The organism is Thermomonospora echinospora (assembly GCF_900108175.1).
GTDB classification, from domain to species: domain Bacteria; phylum Actinomycetota; class Actinomycetes; order Streptosporangiales; family Streptosporangiaceae; genus Thermomonospora; species Thermomonospora echinospora.
On the sequence record NZ_FNVO01000009.1, the window covers coordinates 164508 to 182228 of the forward strand.

Sequence of the window (17721 nt, forward strand, 5' to 3'; positions counted from 1 at the left end):
CGGGAATGACCAGTTTTGATGGGAAGACCACGCTTGGACGAGGAAATGCCCGATACCTTTTTGAGCCATGGAGTTCAGCGCGCCGACCCGCCGTCGGCTGTTGTGGACGTTGGGCGCTGTCGGGTTCGCGGTGGCGACCGCCTCGGACAGCGTGCGGGGTGTCACGGGCGCTGCGGCCAACTCCTCCGGGCCCGCCGCCCGCCCCACTCCCTCGCGGACTCCCGGCCTGGTCCCCTCGGCCTCCCCTTCGCTGCCCGTACAGACCCCGCCGGTCCCCGGGCAGCCTCCGGGGCTGGGGTCCGCCGCCCTGCTGCCGGGCCGGCCCGGCTGGAAGCCGACCCGGGTGCGGCGACGCAAGGACGCGGTCACCAACCTCAAGGAGCTCGGCCCCGACCCCGACCGTCCGCCCCGCGCCCTCGCGCTGACCATCGACGACGGGCCGCATCCCCAGTACACCCCGCAGATCCTCGACCTGCTCGCCGAGCACCAGGTCACCGCCACGTTCTTCGTCGTCGGCGAGATGGTGCGGGAGTATCCGCTCCTCACCCGGCGCATCGTTGAGGCCGGGCACCAGATCTGCAACCACACCATGACCCACCCCTCGCCGTTCAACCTGATCGGCGCCCGGCGGATCCACCGCGAGATCGCCGAGGCCCACGCCCGGGTCGCCCAGGTCACCGGGGTGGTCCCCAAGTTCTTCCGCGCCCCCGGCGGCGCCTGGTCGCGGCAGGTGATGGAGGAGACCGCCGAGTACGGGATGATCCCGATCGGCTGGGAGGTCGACCCGTCGGACTGGCGCCGCCCCGGCGTCGGCCGCATCAAGCGCGCCCTGCTCGACAGCGAGGAGGGCGCGATCATGCTCTGCCACGACGGAGGCGGTGACCGCTCGCAGACCGTCGCCGCCCTGCGCCAGGTGCTGCCCCGGCTCAAGAAGCGGGGCATGACGTTCGTTCCGCTATGAGGGTCGGATAGTTTGCGCCGGTGACCGTCCTGCGCTCCCTGCTGCTGTTCGTCCTGGCCGCGCTCGCCGAGATCGGCGGCGCCTGGCTGGTCTGGCAGGGCTGGCGGGAACACCGTGGGCTGCTGTGGATCGCCGCCGGGGTGATCGCCCTGGGCGCCTACGGCTTCGTCGCCACCTTCCAGCCCGATCCGAACTTCGGCCGCATCCTCGCCGCGTACGGCGGCGTCTTCGTGGCCGGCTCCCTCGCCTGGGGCATCGTCATGGACGGCTTCCGCCCCGACCGCTGGGACCTCGCCGGCGCCGCCCTGTGCCTGCTGGGCGTCCTGATCATCATGTACGCCCCGCGCGGCTGAGCTCATCACGTACGGCCCCGCGCGGCTGAGGCCATCACGTACGGCCCCACGCGGTCGAGGTCATCACGTACGGCCCCGCGCGGCTGAGGCCATCTACGACCCCGCACGTACGACCCGCACGGCTGACGCCATCAGGTGCGGATCCGTGTCCCCTGGGCCGTTGGCCGGTCATGCCGCCGGCGCTCTCGCGTCGGGCGGTGGGCGTCCGTTCGTTCGCGAGGGTGTGCGGTGCGGCGGGACAGTGACGCGACGCGGGGCGGGGATCAGGTGGTGGCGGCTTTGAGGAGGGGGCGGATGCCGGGGTCGCTGATGCGGTAACGGACGACGCGGCCGTCGCGCTGGGGTTCGACGACGCCGGCGGTGCGCAGCAGGCGCAGCGCCTGGGAGACGGCGGTGTCCGACATGCCGGCGGCGGTGGCCAGGTCGGTCACGCTGATCGGGCCGGCGGAGTCGATGGCCAGCAGCAGGGTGAGCCGGCCGGGCTCCGACAGCAGGTCGAAGCGGCGGGCCCAGGCGGCGACCCGGTCGCGGTCGCCGATGGCCGCGATGGCCTCGCAGGCCCGGTGCTGGTCGATGGCGGGGCGGTGGGCGCGGTCGGCTGGCACCAGATGCACCTGTCCATGGTGCCAGAACTCCATCCCCATACCTGCGCAATCGTGCAGGTATGGCTAGGCTGTCCGGGCCGTGGTGATCGGGAATTCCGGTGCGGCGCACCTCAGCCAGGGGATGCGCCAAGGCCGGAGCGGCCCTCGCCACTGTGATCGGGAGATCCTGCCGTTCCTTCCCGACGGGTCACGTCCCGCCGGGAGGCCACTGGGCGCGCGAGCGCCTGGGAAGGTCGAACGGCGGGCCGGACCCGTCAGCCAGGAGACCGGCCACGGCACTTGACCACCGTCCACGAGGTGTTGGAAAGGTCCGGTGTCACGCCCGTGCACATCGCCGAGGGCTATCTCCCCGTCACTCATGCCGTCGCGTGGTCCGCGGCGGCGGCTCCGTTCATCGTCCATGGCGTCATCAGGCTCAACCGTCAGATCCAGGCCGCTCCCGAGGACAAGCTGCTGCTCGGCGCCTCGGGGGCGTTCTGCTTCGTGCTGTCGGCGCTGAAGATCCCGTCCGTCACCGGAAGCTGCTCGCATCCGACCGGCACCGGGCTCGGCGCGATCCTGTTCCGCCCGCCGATCATGACCGTGCTCGGTACCATCACCCTGCTGTTCCAGGCGCTGCTGCTGGCGCACGGCGGCCTGACCACCCTGGGCGCCAACGCCTTCTCGATGGCCGTCGCCGGGCCGTGGGCCGGGTACGCCGCCTACCTCCTGACCCGCCGCCTCGGGCTGCTGCCGGCGGTGTTCGCCGGGGCGTTCGTCGCCGACCTGACCACCTACTGCGTCACGTCCGTCCAGCTCGCGCTGGCCTTCCCGGACGCCGAGAGCGGCTTCACCGGGGCGCTGGCCAAGTTCGGCGGCATCTTCGCCGTCACCCAGATCCCGCTGGCCGTCAGCGAGGGCCTGCTGACCGTCCTGGTCGTCCGCCTGCTGCGCACCTCGGCCGCCGCCGACCTGATCCGCCTCGGCGTCCTCCGCAAGCGCGAGGAGGTGCCCGCGTGAACGAGCCGAGGAACCACGACACGGACCTGACCGGAGAACACGCAGACCAGACGGCAACGAGCGGGCGCGTGACGGGAGGCAATACTCCACGGCGCGCTGCCGGCGAGGTGGAGGAGCACGGCGCGGGTGGCGTGGACACACGATCCGCACCGGGTGCCGTCGGACGTTCGCGAGGGGGACGGATGAAGCGCGGGACGGTCGTCAATCTGCTGATCGTGCTGGTGGTGGTGGCGCTGGCGGTCGCGCCGCTGGCGATGGGGGCCGGGGACGGCAAGGAGGAGCCGTTCGCCGGGGCGGACGGGCAGGCCGAGACGGCGATCACCGAGAACGATCCCGGTTACGAGCCCTGGTTCGCTCCGCTGTACGAGCCGCCGTCCGGGGAGATCGAGTCGGCGCTGTTCGCCCTGCAGGCGGCGCTGGGGGCGGGCGTCCTCGGCTACTACTTCGGGGTGGTGCGGACACGTCGCCGGCTGGCCGCCGAGGTGACGGCCCGCCAGGGTGACGACTGACCGGTGCTCGCCATCGACGCCGCCGCCTACCGCAGCCCCTGGCGGCGGCATCATCCGGCCGCCAAGGCGCTGCTGGCCGGCGGGCTGCTGGGCTGCGCGCTGGTGCTGCCGCCCTGGCCGGGCGCGCCCGTCACCGCCGCGATCACGCTGGCGGTCGCGCTCGGCTGGGCCCGGGTGCCGCCGCGCACGCTGCTGCGGGCCGCCCGGACCCCGCTGGGCTTCGCGCTGACCGGCTCGCTGACGTTCCTGGTGACGGTCGGCCCGGACGGGCTCGGCTGGGCGGACGGCGGGGTACGGCGGGCGGCCGACGTGGTGGCCCGCTGCACCGCCGCCCTGCTGTGCCAGCTGTTGTTCGCCGGAACGACGCCGCTGGCCGACACGCTGCCCCGGCTGACCCGGCTGGGGCTGCCCGTCACGCTGGTGGAGGTGGCCGCGCTGATCTACCGGATGCTGTTCGTCGTCCTGGACACCACCCGGCGGATCCGCGACGCGCAGGCGGGCCGGCTCGGCACCCGGTCACTGCGGGCGGCTTGGCGGTCCCTCGGCGGGCTGGGCTCGGCGGTGTTCATCCGGTCGTTCGACCGGGCCCGCAGGCTGGAGGCCGGCCTGGCCGGCCGCGGCTACACCGGCAGCCTGTCGGTGGCCGTCGCGGAGATCCCCCTGAAAACCCGCTTCCTGGCCACCGCCCCCCTCCCCGCCGCCCTGGCCATCCTCACCACCCTCACCCTGCAAAGCCTGCCGTGACCACCACCCTGAGCACCCACAACCTCACTCACCCCGCCAAAAGCGCAGACCCGGCCACTCCATCGGCCCTTCTCCCCACCTCCACCTCACGGAGCCTGTTGTGACCGCTGTGCTGAGCGCCCACGACGCCGCGTACGCCAACAAAGGCACGGACCCGGTCACCCCACCGGTCCTTCTCCCCGCCCCCACCTCACGGAGCCTGCCGTGACCGCTGTGCTAAGCACCCACGACGCCGCGTACGCCGACAAAGGCGCGGCCCCAGGCACCCCACCGGCCGCCCTCGCCACCCTTACCTCGCGGAGGCTGCCGTGACCGCTGTGCTGAGCGCCCATGACGTCGCGTACGCCTACGAAGGTGCGGACCCGGTCTTCGCCGGGTTGTCGCTCGATGTGGCGGCGGGGCGTTCGCTTGCGCTGCTGGGGCCCAACGGGGTCGGCAAGACGACCTTGCTGCGGCTGCTCACCGGCGGTCTGCGGCCCGCTCGCGGGGAGATCCGGCTGGACGGCTCGCCCGTGTCGTACTCGCGGCGGGGGCTGACCGAGCTGCGCACCCGGGTCCAGCTCGTGCTGCAGGACCCGGACGACCAGTTGTTCTCGGCGAGCGTCACCCAGGACGTCTCGTTCGGGCCGGTCAACCTGGGGCTGCCGGCCGACGAGGTGCGGGCGCGGGTGGTGGAGGCGCTGGCCGCCATGGAGATCACCGAGCTGGCCGATCGCCCCACCCATCTGCTGTCGTTCGGCCAGCGCAAGCGGGTGGCCATCGCGGGCGCGCTGGCGCTGCGCCCGGCCGTCCTGGTGCTGGACGAGCCGACCGCCGGGCTCGACCCGTCCGGGGTGGAGGCCCTGCTGGCGACGCTGGCCGACCTGCAGGCGGCGGACACGACCATCGTGGCCTCCACCCACGACGTCGATCTCGCCCACCGCTGGGCCCAGGACGCCGCCGTCCTGGCCGGCGGCCGCCTGCACACCGGCCCGGCCGCCGGCCTGCTCGCCGACGAGGCCCTGCTGCACGCGGCCCGGCTCCGTCCGGCCTGGGGTCCGGCCGTCGGCCGCCTGCTGCGCCGCCACGGCATCCTCCCCGCCGACGCCCCCGACCCCCGAACACCCGCCGACCTCGCGGCGACCGGCGACTGATCCACCCTCACCGCACGCCTTCCCGACGGCGACGGTCCCCTGCTGGACTGCGCCGGCCGGAGTCCGGTGATGCCAGCGGTGTCGCTGTGTTCGGCGAGGGGCATGGCGGGTGGGCGTTCCCTCCCTCGGCGTCGGGGCGTCCCGTACCGCACGTCACGGCTCACGCCCGTGTTGACGAGACGTGCCGCCGCCCGGCGGTCAGCCGAAGGGGTCGGACGACCTCGACCAGCCGGGCGGCGGCACGTCCGGCTCGGCGGCCGGCGGGCGGGGCCGTCTCCGGCCGGTGGGCGGAGGGGGCCGGCCGTGGTCATCGTCCGGACGTGCGGAGGTGTGGCCGCCGCCCGGGGGTGCCAGAGCGTGATCGTCATCCGGATGCGCCGAGACATGACCGCTGCGCGGATGGGGCAGGGAGTGGCCACCGTGCGGGTGGTCCGGGCCGTGGTCGTGGTCCGGATGTGCCGGGCCGTGGCCGTCGTCCGGGGCGGGGCGGGTACGGGCGGCGCAGGTGAGGGCGGCCAGGGCGGTGGTGATGGGGACGGCGGCGATCAGGCCGAGGGTGCCGGCCACGCTGCGGACGATCTCCTGGGCCAGGATGGGGCCGGTGACCACCTCGGCCAGCGGCTGCTTCCCGACGCTGAGCAGCAGCATCAGCGGCAGCGACGCCCCGGCGTAGGCCAGGATGATCGTGTTGATCACCGAGGCGATGTGCGCCCGGCCGACCCGGGCGGCGGCCCGGTAGAGCTGCCCGAAGCGGTAGGCCGGGTTGGCGTGGGCGAGTTCGCTGACGGTGGCGGCCTGGGTGACGGTGACGTCGTCCAGGACACCGAGCGAGCCGATGATGATCCCGGCCAGCAGCAGGCCCTGCAGGTTGAGGTCGTAGCCCAGGCTCAGATTCAGCGAACTCTCGTCGGTGACGCCGCTCAGATGCGTCATGCCCATGGCCGTCGACGCCAGCACACCGGTCAGGGTGAGGCTGGCCAGCGTGCCGATCACCGCGATCGAGGTGGCCATGGTGAACCCGTGCGTCAGGTACAGCACCGTGAGCATGATCGCGGCGGCGCACACGATGGCGGCCAGCAGCGGCGACCGCCCCTCCAGGATCGCCGGGATCAGGAACTTCAGCAGCAGCACGAACGTGATCGCCAGGCCCAGCAGCGCGGTCAGCCCCCGCCACCGCCCGAACGCGACCACCGCCAGCACGAACGCCGCCCCCACCAGCCACATCGCGTTCGACCGGTCGTGGTCGTTGAGCTGGTAGGGCGGGTTGCCGTCCCCGGTGTCGGCCATGTGGAGCAGCACCACCTTGTCGCCGGTGGCGTACTCCAGCGCCCCCGGTCCGGTGGGCAGCCCGACGACGACCGTCTTGCCGTTCTCGGCCCCCGAGGTCAGCCGTACGGTGGCCTGGCCGCACTTGGCCGCACTGCCCGGCGGCGGGTCGGACGGCGCCAGCCAGTCCCCGGGGAAGGCCCCGGTTTCCGAGCACTTCTGGTGCTCGATGCCGATGACCGTGCCGGTCACCCTGGTCATCTGCACGGGATCCCCGCTCGGCGCGGCGTTCTTGGGTCCGGTCCCGTCCGGCCACATCCAGATCAGCGCCGCCAGTGCGAGCAGTGCCAGCGGAATGATGACCGCCAGCACGGCCCGTACCGCGCCGGGCGGCGCGGGCACCGCCCTGTGGTGATGGGAATGGTCAGCGCCCATGTGCACCTCCGCGACACCGGTTGGGGGACGAACGGCCGTCGTGCCTGCGTTCCGTCAAAGGACGGCTTCGCTCAGCGACCAGACCGCCAGCACGATCATGACAAGCCCGCCGATCCGCTGCACCACCTTGAGCGGAACCCGTTCGGCGATGAACCGCCCGGCGACCAGCGCCAGCGCCGACACCGACACCAGCGCCAGCAGCGCGCCCAGCGCCACCGGCAGGGGCTCGCGGGTGGCGGCCAGGTTCGCGGTGGTGAGCTGGGTCAGATCACCCCACTCGCCGATGAACACGACCATGAACGCGGTGGTGTAGGTGGCCCACAGCCCCAGGACCCGGGGGCCGGACGACTCGCCGTCCTCGTCGTCGTCACCGCCCTTGAGCAGCGTGTACGCGCCGAACGCGAACAGTACGGCGGCGATGACCTGCACCAGCGGCTTGGGCAGCAGGGCGAACGCGCTGCCCGCCAGGACCGCGATGGCGACGTGCACCACGAAGGCGCTGGAGGTGCCGAACCACACCCACAGCGGGCGCATCCGGGTGCCCATGGCCAGCGAGGCGAACATGGTCTTGTCCGGCAGCTCGGCCAGGAAGATCACGGCGAACGTGGTGAAGAACGTGACCAGGTTGAATGTCATCCGCAGCGGCGGCCTTCCACGAGGTCCGGGCCGCACCGGCCGACTGACGCGCCGGGGGATCGGGCGCGGAGAGGACCGCCTCGGCCCGGCACGACGAAGCACCCGGAGGAATCCGGGCACGCCTTACCAGGCCGAAGGTCTCGTCCACCACGCCACCGCCCCGACGGACGGCCCGCGGCCCGAGGGCCGGGCACCCCCACCGTTCAGGCAGGGCCACCAGCATGTCGACCACTCGGCAAACCGGGACTACTCCCCTTCGCCGCCCGAAACCCTACCCGATGCGCCATCCGAATCCCAGCGAAGATTCCGCCCGGACCCCTCTCTTCGCCGACGGACACCGGCGTGGCAGACTCCCCGGAGCCCCGGATCGCGTCCTGGTAGCGTCGTCCGGGTGCTCGCGGACTTCTGGTTCGATCCGTCCTGCCCGTACTCCTGGATCACCGCGCAGTGGCTGCGCGAGGTGGTGACGGTCCGCCCGGTCGAGCTGCGGTGGCACCTGATGAGCCTGTCGGTGCTGAACGAGGGCCGCGAGGACGATCCGGAAGGGGATCCGGAGGGCTACCTGTGGCTTCCGGTCCGCATCTGCGCCGCCGTGGAGCAGGAGTACGGGCAGGACGCGCTGGTGCGCTTCTACACGGCGCTGGCCGCGCGGGTGCACGCCCCCGCCCCCGAATGGGGTCCCGATCTCTTCCACTCCGCGCTGGCCGAGGCCGGGCTACCGGAGAAGCCGGCCGAGGCCGCCCGGTCCACCGCCTATGACGAGGTCATACGCGCCTCCCACGCGGAAGGCGTCGGCCTGGTCGGCGACCACGTAGGAACCCCGATCGTCGCGGTCACCGCTCCGGACGGCGGCCGGATCGCCTTCTTCGGCCCGGTCATCTCCCGCGTACCCCGAGGCGAGCAGGCCGGCCGCCTGTGGGACGGCACCCTCCTGGTGGCGGGCACCCCGGGCTTCCACGAGATCAAGGGCCCTCCGGCCGACCCGGACCCCTTCCGCTCGACCTGACCGCGCCCGCTCGCCCAGGCACCGTCCACTCGACCAGGCCCGTCAACTCGACCAGGCCCGTCAACTCGACCAGGCCCCGTCCACTCATCCGGCCGCTCGGCCAGGCGGTCGTCTAGGCGGTGGCGGCGGGCGTGGTGACGATGTCGTCGGCCAGTGGCGCCACCAGGCCGATGATCTCGTCCACCGTGGCCTGCGGCACCCCGGCGTCCAGCAGCGCGCCGGTGAGGTGCCCGGCCACGGCGTTGAAGTGCTCGGGGGTGATGGCCATGCCGGCGTGCGCGTCGCGCATCGAGGCGCCCGTGTAGGTCATCGGCCCGCCCAGGGCCGCGCCGAAGAACTCCACCTGACGCCCCTTCAGCCGCGGCATGTTCGCCGAGGTGAAAAACCCCTGCAACGCAGGATCGGCGAAGATCCGTCGGTACAGGTCCTCGACCACCGCGATCAGCGCGTCCTCGCCCCCGATGGCCTCGTAGATGGTCTTGCCGGCGGTTTCGCCCATGTCAACGCCCTTCCACATCCGTGATGGCTGCCGAACCGCCTCCACCACACCAGCGCCCGGTTACCCCGCCATCAGCACCGTGTAAGCAGCCTGCGACGCTCTCCTCACCGCCCGAAATCAGCGTTGAGAGAACGCCCGGCGAAGCTCACCGGCCAGGGTCGCGATCCCCGCCCGCCCCACACGCTCAGGCCAGCCAGGACTGCGGCACCATCCAGCCGACCATGATCACCTCCGTTGCCGGCGGCCAGGGCCACCAGCGTCCGCCCCTGTACGTCCGCACCCAGGTCAGGATCATGCACAGCGCCCCCGCCACGCACACCAGGAAGGTCCCGATCCACCACGCCTCCCCGTACTCGTGCCCGCAACCCAACGTCTCCCTCGGATCGCACTCGCTGCGCACGGTGATGTCAGGCAGGTACCAGACGAGGCCGAACCCGTACACCAGCAACTGCCAGCAGGCGACGACCGAGGCACCCAGCGCCACCGCGATCCGCGCCCCCGACGGCTGAACGCCCGGGACCGCTTCACCGGACTCACCATCGGCCATGCCGGCACTATCCCGCCCCAGCAGAGGCCCGACCAGCACAGCCAGATCACGGTGCCGCATCCGGCTAGGCCCGCCCCGCCCGTACGGTCAGAGCAGGGACGCCGGCAACCTCACCAGCGGACCGTGGGATCCTCGCATCCAGCCGCGGCCCTCAGCAGGTGAGGTCACTCGTGCTTCTTGCGCCCCGGATAACCGGTGGACAGCGGTGAATGAGGGCAGCATCCTGTGCCCGATGGGGAGAATGGACGCCATCGCCCTCCGGGTCCGCGATGGGAAAACCGTGGAGTTCCGCCCGACGGGATCTTCGATGGTCCCATTGATCCGAAGCGGGAATCTGGTCACGGTCGTTCCCGTCGACCCCGCGCGACTGGAGGTCGGCGACATCGTCCTCGCCAGGGTCGCCGGAACCACCTACCTGCATCTGGTCTCGGCCCTCGACCCGGCCCGGCGCCGGGTTCAGATCAGCAACAACCGGGGCCGCGTCAACGGATGGACGAGCTTCGGCCGAGTCTTCGGAATCTGCGTCGCCGTGGAAGGAACCGAACGGCCGGGTGCCCTGGCGAAAGCGGCGCCCGCGCCCGAACCGCCCGACGACTGACCTCGACCAACACCGAGTCGGTACACCTACCGGCGGCTCTCACGCTCGGCGAGGACCTCGCGCCACGGTCTTCCCTGATGAGCCGCTCCCTCTGCGAGGATCTGCCTGGCGCGGGCATGCATCCGCCGACGTCCTTCGGGATCTCCCACCGAGTCGCAGGCCGAGATCCACCAGCGATGCACGAAGTCGTTCAGCATACCCAGATCCAGGCCCACCCGGACCTCGTCGAGCACCGCCCTGAGCCCGGCGTCGAACGCTTCACGGTCCTCGGAGACCACCAGGGCCGCCCGGATGGCACCCAGGCTCTTGTCCGGCTCAGGGGTGCGCCCAAGGGCGATGTCCTGCGGACGCGAGGTCATCCGACCCAGGTGATGTCGGTGATCCGCACCACCTGCGCAGGCTCGACGATCAGGAACGTCACCAGTCCATGCCCTCCGAAGGGGGCACGGCGGATCTCAGGATCATCAGTCGGCAACGTCACCAGCGGATCGCGGGGGTCCTCGCACACCACGGCCATGACCTGGGCCAGCGCACCCAGTGCGTCAACGGGGAACCCGCCGAGCTGGGCAAGTGCCCGCTCGGCCAGGAAGGGCTTGTACGTCACGACCGGCGTGCGAGTTCTTCGGCGAGCGCCTCGTCGAGAGGGACGGCGTCACCGACGCCGCTCTTGGCCTCCTGGATGCTCTCGTAGTAGCCGGGCCGGTTGGCGGCCACAACGATCAAGCTGTACGTGTGCAGGAGCCGCCGCAGATCCTGATACCTGCCGGGGTCCGCGGCCGCCGCCCGCGCCGCCGCCTGGTACTGCTGCAGGAAGAGCTCCCGCTCGCGGGGCGGCAGATCGCGCATGATGACCTGCGGGTCCTGCGGATCCTCGTAGTGCACGGGCTGGGCGCTCATGCCTCCGAGTCTAGGTACGCGCCCCGTCCGGCGCCCACCGCACACCGAAAAGTCCCGCCACCACACGCCCTGGTCCGGCCCACGTCGCGCAGGGCGAGACCGAAGGCCCGATCGGTTAGGGGGAGAACAGCCGAGCACCCGGTTGCTTCCCGCTGGGGTCACTGACCGCCGGCCTCCGCGCCACTGTCCGGGTCCTCGCACCCACCCGACTGATCCAAACGGCAGACGTACACCTGGGCCAAGACAGCGCTAAGGCCGCCCCGGAGGACGGCCTTAGGACGTGGTGTTCGGGTCGCCCCTACGCACCTCAAAAGGTTTCTGCTCCCAGCAGAGCACATCAAGGCCGCCGGAGGCGAAGAATCCGGTACTCGACCCGGCGTCGCACATGCCTGGTACCTGCCTTGCCGACGCCGACTATTGGAGTAGAGGGACCAGGAGCAGGAGCCCGAGGTAGGTGAGCGCCGGGGACAGGCCGGCGAGGAATATCAGGAGCCCGTCGAGCCAGATCCTGCCGCCGCGCACTGCTGCTCGTCGGTTCAGGCGGACCGCGACCCAGGTCGCCAGGAGCATTCCGAGTACGGCGGGCACCAGGGCGAGCGTCCACAGGACCGGCCCGGTGCCCACGAGCGACAGGTAGCCGGACAGCCCGATCAGCAGGACCGCCAGTCCCCAATGCAATCGGGGGGCCTTCCGGTCCCCGTCACTCGCGCTCGGCATCGAGTCCCATCCAACTGGACGACGGTTGATGCCACCGCCACCCTCCGGCCGTCGCCCCGCGATGCGAAGCACCCAACGGGCGGCCGGAGCGTAGCGAGACCACGACGAACTCAGAGACCAGTCCGCCCCACCAAGGATCAGGCGTCCTTGAGCTTGCGCAGGAGGACGCTCCACTGACGGCGGGTGAACGCCAGGGCGGGGCCGTCCGGGTCCTTGGAATCGCGCACCGCGACCACACCGGGAAGGTCGGCCAGCTCAACGCAGTTGCCGCCGTTGTCCGTACTGCGAGATGACTTGCGCCAAGACAACGGGGTGGCGGCCACCCACGCCAGTTCTACACAGTGGCCGCCGTTGTCGCCGGAGTAGCTGGACTTGCGCCACTTGGCGGTGCTCAGGTCCATCACGTCCCCTTGAGGGAACGCAGGAGACTACCCCACTCTCGGCGAGCGAACGCCAGCACCGGGCCGGACGGGTCCTTGGAATCTCGCACGGCCACCACACCCGTCAGGCTGGCCAGCTCGACGCAGTCACCTCCGTTGTTCGTGCTGCGCGACGACTTACGCCATACAGCTCCGCTCAGATCCATCTCTCCTCCAACGTCTTTTGGATCAAGTTCTGGGAGTCTCGCGCTGAAAGGGCCTTGGAACGCAGGTCGAACAGGGATTCAGAGATCTTCTTCAGCCCATCCTTGCCGCCCAGAGTCATGCCGCGCAAGGCGGTGTCCATATAGGCCACCTCACTTCGATCTTCCATCGTCGCGAGGACAAAGGAGCCTGACAGTCCGTCATGAACACCCATGGGGACGATCTGGACACTGATCCGGCGCGAGGAGACAGCGATGAGGTGTTCGAGCTGCTCCCGCATGACTTTCCTGTCGCCGATCTGCCGGTAGAGGACGCTCTCATCCAGCAGTGCCACCAGCATGGGAGGCTCGGGGTCGCTGCGGGTCAGGATGGCCTGGCGGGCCAGCCTTGCTTCGACGGCCGCCTCATCGCCCAGCAGTACCCGGGCGTACTCCGGCGTCTGCAAAAGGCCGTAGACAACGGCGAGTTGGAACGTCTGGAGCATGGCCGCCTGACGTTCGACGAGGTACCAGTCGAACCAGGTGGGATAGGCGGCGTGCTGGACGAGGTCCTCCCACAGGAGGGCCAGGGCGCCGTAGGCGGTGAGGTGGTCGTCCAGTTTCTTCGCGAAGTCCTCGGTGCAGCGGGTCTTGCCGGTTTCGATGAGGCCGATGTAGGAGCCGCTCACCGGGAAGCGGTCGCCGAGGCGGTCCTGGCTGAGGCCGAGGCGTTCGCGGTGGTGGCGGACCTGGTTGCCGAACGCCCTGAGGGCCGGGCTGACCGCATCCGACGACCGGCGAGGCTTGCGGGCCATGTGTCCATCCTCTCCCAAGCGGTGCCAAGCGGCCAGAGCGCGTTCGCAAGTAACCGCTGAGCAACACAGCCTTGTTTGCATGTATGTGAGGGCATTGTCACGCTGAGTATTGCGGGCTGGGATTCGATGGGGCCAGTCGTTCGCTTTGATTGGCCGAAGGGGGACACGGATGTCGGATCGTGCGCCGGGGGCGGGGGTGATGATCGGAATGTGCCGGCTGCCGTTGAACGCGACGGCGCCGAAGATCGCGCGAGAGGTGGTGGCGCGGCTGGCCCGTTCGTGGGGAATCGCGGAGATCGAGGACGCGGTGAAGATCGCCGTTTCCGAATTGGTGACGAATGCGTTCGTTCATGCGGCCGGAATGCCCGGTTCGACCGTTCTGGTGGAGGTGCGGCGGGTGGAGGCGTGCTTTCACGTACAGGTGCGGGACGGGTCGTCGGCCGCGCCGGTCGATCGCGGCCGGGGGCACGACGACGAGAACGGGCGCGGGCTGCTGCTCGTCCGGGAGCTGACCGACGCGTGTGGGTGGACGCCGACGCCGTTCGGCAAGACCGTGTGGTTCGAGCTCAAGGCCGCCTGGCCGCTGGACGTGGCGGCATGAGACGGATACCCATGTCGCCCCTGGAGCGTGGGCTGACGATCCGCCTGCTCGCCGTCCGGGTCCGGGCCGAAGCGGTGCTCAAGGCGGGGCCGTCCGGCCATGAACGGGCGCTCGCCGAGGACGCCGTTCGGCTGGTGGAGGCGGTCACGAATCTGCTGGAGACGCGTGACGACCTCCGCCGGGAGGCGAGGGAGCAGCGCGAGACGGCGGCGCGCTGGAAGCTCCGCCGGTGCGGCAGGCGCAAGGCCGCCTTCTGCCTGGGTACGGCGATGGCCTACCACCGCGCCGCCGACCGGTTGAACGCCGCGCTGGCCGACGCGCTGGAGCTGCGCACCGGTCCTGGCCCAGGGGCGGGAGAACCGCACGGCCGTTCAGTCCCATAGAGAACCGCCGTTCCAGGCGGCGGGGGAGGCGGACGTCATCACTCGGTAAGGGTTGTCGGGCCCATCTTCCGGTGGGATGGGGGCGTCCAACAGGTGGGAAGTCGTAACCGTCCGAGCGGAGAAACATGATGGGCGCACTGCTGCGGAAGCCGGTGGTCTGGGTCTTGCTGGTGGTGCTCGCGGTCGTGGCGGCCGTGGCGCTGGCGTTGTTCCAGCCCTGGCTGTTGTTCGTGGACGAGACGGTGAACGAGTCCGGACCTGCGGCGAGCGCGCCCCAGGTCCCGGCGGGGCAGGCTCCGGGCGGGCAGGCTCCGGCGCAGGACCAGGTGCTGTCGTCCGGGTCGTTCGTCTCGCACGAGCACGGGACGTCCGGCACCGCCAAGGTGATCCGGCTGGCGGACGGCAGGCGGGTGCTGCGGCTGGAGGACCTCGACACCTCCAACGGCCCCGACCTGCGGGTGTGGCTGTCGGACCAGCCGGTCAAGGAGGGCACCGGCGGGTGGTTCGTGTTCGACGACGGCGCGTACGTGGAGTTGGGCAAGCTCAAGGGCAACAAGGGCAACCAGAACTACGACATCCCCGCCGACGCCGACCTGGACAAGCTCACCAGCGTCAGCATCTGGTGCAAGCGCTTCAGCGTGTCCTTCGGAGCCGCCGCCCTGAAGGCATGAAAGGCGGCTCCTCCGGGGGTCCGGGGGACGGGGTGTAGGTAGGTACACCCTCTATCCGGGTTCGGGGGACACTGTGCCCGGCGCCCCGCTCGTCCGACACTGGGGTCCACAGGCGACAACGGGCCGAGGAGGGCGACGGTGGACGGCGACGTGGGAATCATCGAGCGCATCGAGGCCAGTGGGCGGGCGGCGGTGCGCGGCCTGGGCCTGTATCTGATGTCGATGGTCGTGGGGCTGCTGCTGTTCTGCTTGATGGTCAACAGCATCACGATGATCGGCATGGGGCTCGGGCTGTTCCTGGTGCCGGTCATCGGGGCGAAGTCCCGCCGGTACGCCAACAAGTACCGGGAGCTGACCGGCCGGTGGACGGGGACGCGGATCGAGTCGCCGTACCTGCCCGAGCCGCCGCACCGGCCCGGCCTCACCGGCTGGTGGAACCGGACGGTGCACACGCTGTCGGACCCGGCCACCTGGCGGGACCTCGCCTGGATGGTGACCGACCCGCTCGTGGCCTGCTTCACCGCGCTGCTGCCGATCTCGCTGATCGGCATGGGGATCCACGGAATCCTGCTGGCGGCCGGGCTGTGGGTGCCGATCCACGAGCTCGGCGGCACCCAGTGGTACACGTTCGTCCCGGTGAGCGACTGGCCGACGGCGATCACGGCCGGGGTGGTGGGCCTGCTGTACATCGGGCTCGGACTCAAGATCGCCCGGCCGCTGCTGGCCGTGCACGGCAGGTGGGCCCACCAGTTGCTGGCGCCGACCGAGAAGGCGCGGCTGGCGCTGCGGGTGCAGCGGCTGACGCAGACCCGCTCGGACGCGGTGGACTCGCAGGCCGCCGAGCTGCGCCGGATCGAACGGGACCTGCACGACGGGGCGCAGGCCCGGCTGGTGGCGATGGGCATGAGCCTGGGCGCGATCGAGCACCTGCTGGACCGCGACCCCGACAAGGCGCGGCTGCTGCTGGCCGAGGCCCGGCAGAACTCCGCCAAGGCGCTGAGCGAGCTGCGCGACCTGGTGCGGGGCATCCACCCGCCGGTGCTGGCCGACCGGGGGCTGGTGGACGCGGTCCGGGCGCTGGCGCTGGACCACCCGCTGCCGGTGGAGGTCGCCGCCGAACTGCCGGGACGGCTGGAGCCGCCGGTGGAGTCGGCCGCCTACTTCGCGGTCGCCGAGATCCTCACCAACGCGGCCAAGCACTCCGGGGCCCGGCAGGTGTGGGTGGACGTACGGCACGAGGACGGGATGTTGCGGATCTCGGTGACCGATGACGGCCAGGGCGGCGCGATGGCGTCCGGCGGCGGGCTGCGCGGGATCGAGCGCCGGATCGGTACATTCGACGGCGTGCTGGCGGTCAGCTCTCCGCCGGGCGGTCCGACCATCGTCACCCTGGAGTTGCCGTGCGCGTTGTCCTCGCCGAGGATCTCGCCCTCCTGAGAGAGGGGCTGGTCCGGCTGCTGGAGGCCACCGGGTTCGAGATCGCGGCGGCCGTGGACAACGGCCCGGACCTGCTGCGGGCGCTCGTCGACCACCGTCCTGACGTGGCGGTGGTCGACGTGCGCCTGCCGCCGTCGTTCACCGACGAGGGGCTGCAGGCGGCGCTGGCGGCCCGCCGCGAGGTGCCCGGCCTGCCGGTGCTGGTGCTGTCGCAGTACGTGGAGCAGTTGTACGCGCGCGAGCTGCTGGCCGACGGCAGCGGCGGGGTGGGCTACCTGCTCAAGGACCGGGTGTTCGACTCCGAGCAGTTCGTCGACGCGGTGCGGCGGGTGGCCGCGGGCGGCACCGCGATGGACCCGGAGGTGGTCTCCAAGCTGATGACGCGGGGCGGGCAGCCGCTGTCCCGGCTGACGCCGCGCGAGCTGGAGACGCTGGAGCTGATGGCGCAGGGCCGTTCCAACGCCGCCATCGCCCAGCAGATGGTGGTGACCGAACGGGCGGTCGCCAAGCACATCGCCAACATCTTCACCAAGCTCGACCTGGCGGTCTCCGACGACGACAACCGCCGCGTCCTGGCCGTGCTCGCCTACCTCAACCGCTGACCGTCCGGTCGCGGCCACCGCCCTAAAGACCCCAGAAGGAGCCTTCGAGGCCGACCTCGCGGAAGTAGCCGGCCGCGGCGTCCGGCTCGCGGCGGACGTAGCCCCGGTCGAGGCGGCCGTCGTACCAGTGCCGGGCGAAGCGCCACAGCGTCGGCAGGTCCATGACGTAGCCGCGCTCGTGGCCGGTGCGTTCCAGCCAGTGGCCGACGCACGCCTCACCACAGAAGATCCGCTGGTTGCCGCAGGTGTGGACGACGTCGTCCCACATGTGCGCGACCGGCACCAGGAAGTGCGCCACCTGGTCGCCGGGCGGCGGGGCGTCCCGGCCGACCGCCCAGGCGTGCGCGGTGCCGCAGCCGAGGCAGCGGGTGGCCACCACGACCTCCGGCTCGTCGAACTCGCCGCGCAGCAGATGGGGCAGCGCGAACGAGTCCCAGGCGCAGCCGCCCCACCACAGCGTGGCGGCGCCCATCACCGAGAAGCCGAGCGGGACCGCCGAGAACGGATGCGCCATCACCACGCGCCCGGCCCCGTCCAGCACCACATGCCGCCGGTCGGCCAGCTCCCGCAGGCCGCGCGCGACCTCCTCAGGGGTGGCGCGCAGGCCTTTGGCCAGGTCGGCGGGGTCGGGCGCCCGGCCGGTGGCGGCGAATCCCCGATAGACGCCCAGTCGCAGTTCCTCGATGTCCATGACCCTCCGGTCGTCGTGTTGCACGGGTTCGTACGGTTTCACGCGCACCCCGGG

Annotated in this window: 26 protein-coding genes and 1 riboswitch; of the genes, 13 read left to right on the forward strand and 13 right to left on the reverse strand. The window is 71.3% G+C overall.

Going from position 1 to position 17721, the window contains the following annotated elements:
* Positions 1-67: 67 nt before the first annotated feature.
* Together C4U03_RS21280 and C4U03_RS21285 are read left to right on the forward strand one after the other, a co-directional pair.
* On the forward strand, positions 68-961 hold the full coding sequence (locus C4U03_RS21280; RefSeq protein WP_103939589.1) for a polysaccharide deacetylase family protein: 894 nt from the start codon (positions 68-70) through the stop codon (positions 959-961).
* Between the two features lie 20 nt (positions 962-981).
* Entirely contained in the window at positions 982-1314 is a 333-nt protein-coding gene (locus tag C4U03_RS21285; protein ID WP_103939590.1) for a YnfA family protein, read from the forward strand.
* Positions 1315-1577: 263 nt separating this feature from the next.
* On the opposite strand, the gene C4U03_RS21290 is transcribed toward C4U03_RS21285, so the two are convergent.
* Positions 1578-1928 carry an ArsR/SmtB family transcription factor gene (locus tag C4U03_RS21290; protein WP_103939723.1) on the reverse strand — a complete coding sequence of 117 codons (351 nt, stop codon included), beginning with the start codon at positions 1926-1928 and terminating at the stop codon, positions 1578-1580.
* Positions 1929-1982: 54 nt separating this feature from the next.
* A riboswitch (cobalamin riboswitch) is annotated at positions 1983-2208 on the forward strand.
* On the opposite strand from C4U03_RS21290, the gene C4U03_RS21295 reads away from it, so the two are divergent.
* The 4 genes from C4U03_RS21295 (at position 2199) to C4U03_RS21310 (ending at position 5304) form a co-directional block, all read left to right on the forward strand.
* On the forward strand, positions 2199-2918 hold the full coding sequence (locus C4U03_RS21295) for an energy-coupling factor ABC transporter permease (RefSeq protein ID WP_235018016.1): 720 nt from the start codon (positions 2199-2201) through the stop codon (positions 2916-2918). Its footprint overlaps the riboswitch before it by 10 nt.
* Before the next feature lie 182 nt (positions 2919-3100).
* Positions 3101-3427: an energy-coupling factor ABC transporter substrate-binding protein gene (locus C4U03_RS21300; RefSeq protein WP_103939591.1), complete on the forward strand. Its 327-nt coding sequence runs from the start codon at positions 3101-3103 to the stop codon at positions 3425-3427.
* 3 nt (positions 3428-3430) lie between these two features.
* Positions 3431-4171: a cobalt ECF transporter T component CbiQ gene (gene cbiQ, locus C4U03_RS21305; protein ID WP_103939592.1), complete on the forward strand. Its 741-nt coding sequence runs from the start codon at positions 3431-3433 to the stop codon at positions 4169-4171.
* Between the two features lie 308 nt (positions 4172-4479).
* Positions 4480-5304 carry an energy-coupling factor ABC transporter ATP-binding protein gene (locus tag C4U03_RS21310; RefSeq protein ID WP_103939593.1) on the forward strand — a complete coding sequence of 275 codons (825 nt, stop codon included), beginning with the start codon at positions 4480-4482 and terminating at the stop codon, positions 5302-5304.
* Positions 5305-5502: 198 nt separating this feature from the next.
* On the opposite strand, the gene C4U03_RS21315 is transcribed toward C4U03_RS21310, so the two are convergent.
* Positions 5503-7005, reverse strand: coding sequence for a YibE/F family protein (locus tag C4U03_RS21315; RefSeq protein ID WP_103939594.1), 1503 nt, complete (start codon positions 7003-7005; stop codon positions 5503-5505).
* 54 nt (positions 7006-7059) lie between these two features.
* Positions 7060-7641: a TMEM165/GDT1 family protein gene (locus C4U03_RS21320; protein WP_103939595.1), complete on the reverse strand. Its 582-nt coding sequence runs from the start codon at positions 7639-7641 to the stop codon at positions 7060-7062.
* Positions 7642-8032: 391 nt separating this feature from the next.
* On the opposite strand from C4U03_RS21320, the gene C4U03_RS21325 reads away from it, so the two are divergent.
* Complete coding sequence (locus tag C4U03_RS21325) at positions 8033-8647, forward strand: DsbA family protein (RefSeq protein ID WP_103939596.1); 615 nt, start codon at positions 8033-8035, stop codon at positions 8645-8647.
* 112 nt (positions 8648-8759) lie between these two features.
* Here the strand turns inward: C4U03_RS21325 and C4U03_RS21330 are convergent, their stop codons facing one another.
* Both C4U03_RS21330 and C4U03_RS21335 read right to left on the reverse strand, forming a co-directional pair.
* Positions 8760-9146, reverse strand: coding sequence for a group I truncated hemoglobin (locus C4U03_RS21330; RefSeq protein ID WP_103939597.1), 387 nt, complete (start codon positions 9144-9146; stop codon positions 8760-8762).
* A gap of 184 nt (positions 9147-9330) precedes the next feature.
* Positions 9331-9693: a hypothetical protein gene (locus C4U03_RS21335; protein WP_146087453.1), complete on the reverse strand. Its 363-nt coding sequence runs from the start codon at positions 9691-9693 to the stop codon at positions 9331-9333.
* Positions 9694-9934: 241 nt separating this feature from the next.
* Between C4U03_RS21335 and C4U03_RS21340 the strand changes: the two genes are divergently transcribed.
* Positions 9935-10291: a S24/S26 family peptidase gene (locus tag C4U03_RS21340; RefSeq protein ID WP_200827376.1), complete on the forward strand. Its 357-nt coding sequence runs from the start codon at positions 9935-9937 to the stop codon at positions 10289-10291.
* 26 nt (positions 10292-10317) lie between these two features.
* On the opposite strand, the gene C4U03_RS21345 is transcribed toward C4U03_RS21340, so the two are convergent.
* The 7 genes from C4U03_RS21345 to C4U03_RS21375 all read right to left on the reverse strand — a co-directional run bounded on the left by C4U03_RS21345 (position 10318) and on the right by C4U03_RS21375 (position 13282).
* Complete coding sequence (locus tag C4U03_RS21345) at positions 10318-10650, reverse strand: DUF6247 family protein (protein WP_103939600.1); 333 nt, start codon at positions 10648-10650, stop codon at positions 10318-10320.
* Positions 10647-10895 (reverse strand): hypothetical protein, encoded by a 249-nt coding sequence (locus C4U03_RS21350; RefSeq protein WP_103939601.1) that lies wholly within the window; start codon positions 10893-10895, stop codon positions 10647-10649. Before C4U03_RS21350 ends, C4U03_RS21345 begins: the two co-directional genes overlap by 4 nt.
* Positions 10892-11188: a DUF6247 family protein gene (locus C4U03_RS21355; protein ID WP_146087454.1), complete on the reverse strand. Its 297-nt coding sequence runs from the start codon at positions 11186-11188 to the stop codon at positions 10892-10894. Before C4U03_RS21355 ends, C4U03_RS21350 begins: the two co-directional genes overlap by 4 nt.
* 414 nt (positions 11189-11602) lie before the next feature.
* A complete protein-coding gene (locus C4U03_RS21360) occupies positions 11603-11866 on the reverse strand; it encodes a hypothetical protein (protein ID WP_146087455.1) in 264 nt (87 codons plus the stop codon).
* 176 nt (positions 11867-12042) lie between these two features.
* Positions 12043-12306, reverse strand: a complete 264-nt coding sequence (locus tag C4U03_RS21365) for a DUF397 domain-containing protein (RefSeq protein ID WP_103939604.1) — start codon at positions 12304-12306, stop codon at positions 12043-12045.
* Positions 12306-12491: a DUF397 domain-containing protein gene (locus tag C4U03_RS21370; RefSeq protein WP_103939605.1), complete on the reverse strand. Its 186-nt coding sequence runs from the start codon at positions 12489-12491 to the stop codon at positions 12306-12308. The genes C4U03_RS21365 and C4U03_RS21370 overlap by 1 nt, the downstream gene beginning before the upstream one ends.
* Complete coding sequence (locus C4U03_RS21375; protein WP_103939606.1) at positions 12482-13282, reverse strand: helix-turn-helix domain-containing protein; 801 nt, start codon at positions 13280-13282, stop codon at positions 12482-12484. The genes C4U03_RS21370 and C4U03_RS21375 overlap by 10 nt, the downstream gene beginning before the upstream one ends.
* Before the next feature lie 223 nt (positions 13283-13505).
* Here C4U03_RS21375 and C4U03_RS21380 point away from each other — a divergent pair, with 223 nt between their 5' ends.
* From C4U03_RS21380 to C4U03_RS21400, 5 genes are all read left to right on the forward strand, one after another.
* Complete coding sequence (locus C4U03_RS21380) at positions 13506-13883, forward strand: ATP-binding protein (RefSeq protein ID WP_160147055.1); 378 nt, start codon at positions 13506-13508, stop codon at positions 13881-13883.
* A complete protein-coding gene (locus tag C4U03_RS21385) occupies positions 13880-14266 on the forward strand; it encodes a hypothetical protein (RefSeq protein WP_146087456.1) in 387 nt (128 codons plus the stop codon). The genes C4U03_RS21380 and C4U03_RS21385 overlap by 4 nt, the downstream gene beginning before the upstream one ends.
* Positions 14267-14391: 125 nt before the next feature.
* The gene (locus C4U03_RS21390; protein WP_235018017.1) at positions 14392-14937 is read left to right on the forward strand and encodes a DM13 domain-containing protein; all 546 of its coding nucleotides are present in this window, start codon (positions 14392-14394) and stop codon (positions 14935-14937) included.
* 138 nt (positions 14938-15075) lie between these two features.
* On the forward strand, positions 15076-16374 hold the full coding sequence (locus C4U03_RS21395) for a sensor histidine kinase (RefSeq protein WP_235018018.1): 1299 nt from the start codon (positions 15076-15078) through the stop codon (positions 16372-16374).
* Positions 16338-16976 (forward strand): response regulator transcription factor, encoded by a 639-nt coding sequence (locus tag C4U03_RS21400; protein WP_103939609.1) that lies wholly within the window; start codon positions 16338-16340, stop codon positions 16974-16976. Before C4U03_RS21395 ends, C4U03_RS21400 begins: the two co-directional genes overlap by 37 nt.
* A gap of 22 nt (positions 16977-16998) precedes the next feature.
* Here the strand turns inward: C4U03_RS21400 and merB are convergent, their stop codons facing one another.
* Positions 16999-17691 (reverse strand): organomercurial lyase, encoded by a 693-nt coding sequence (merB, locus tag C4U03_RS21405; protein WP_200827377.1) that lies wholly within the window; start codon positions 17689-17691, stop codon positions 16999-17001.
* Positions 17692-17721: the final 30 nt, after the last annotated feature.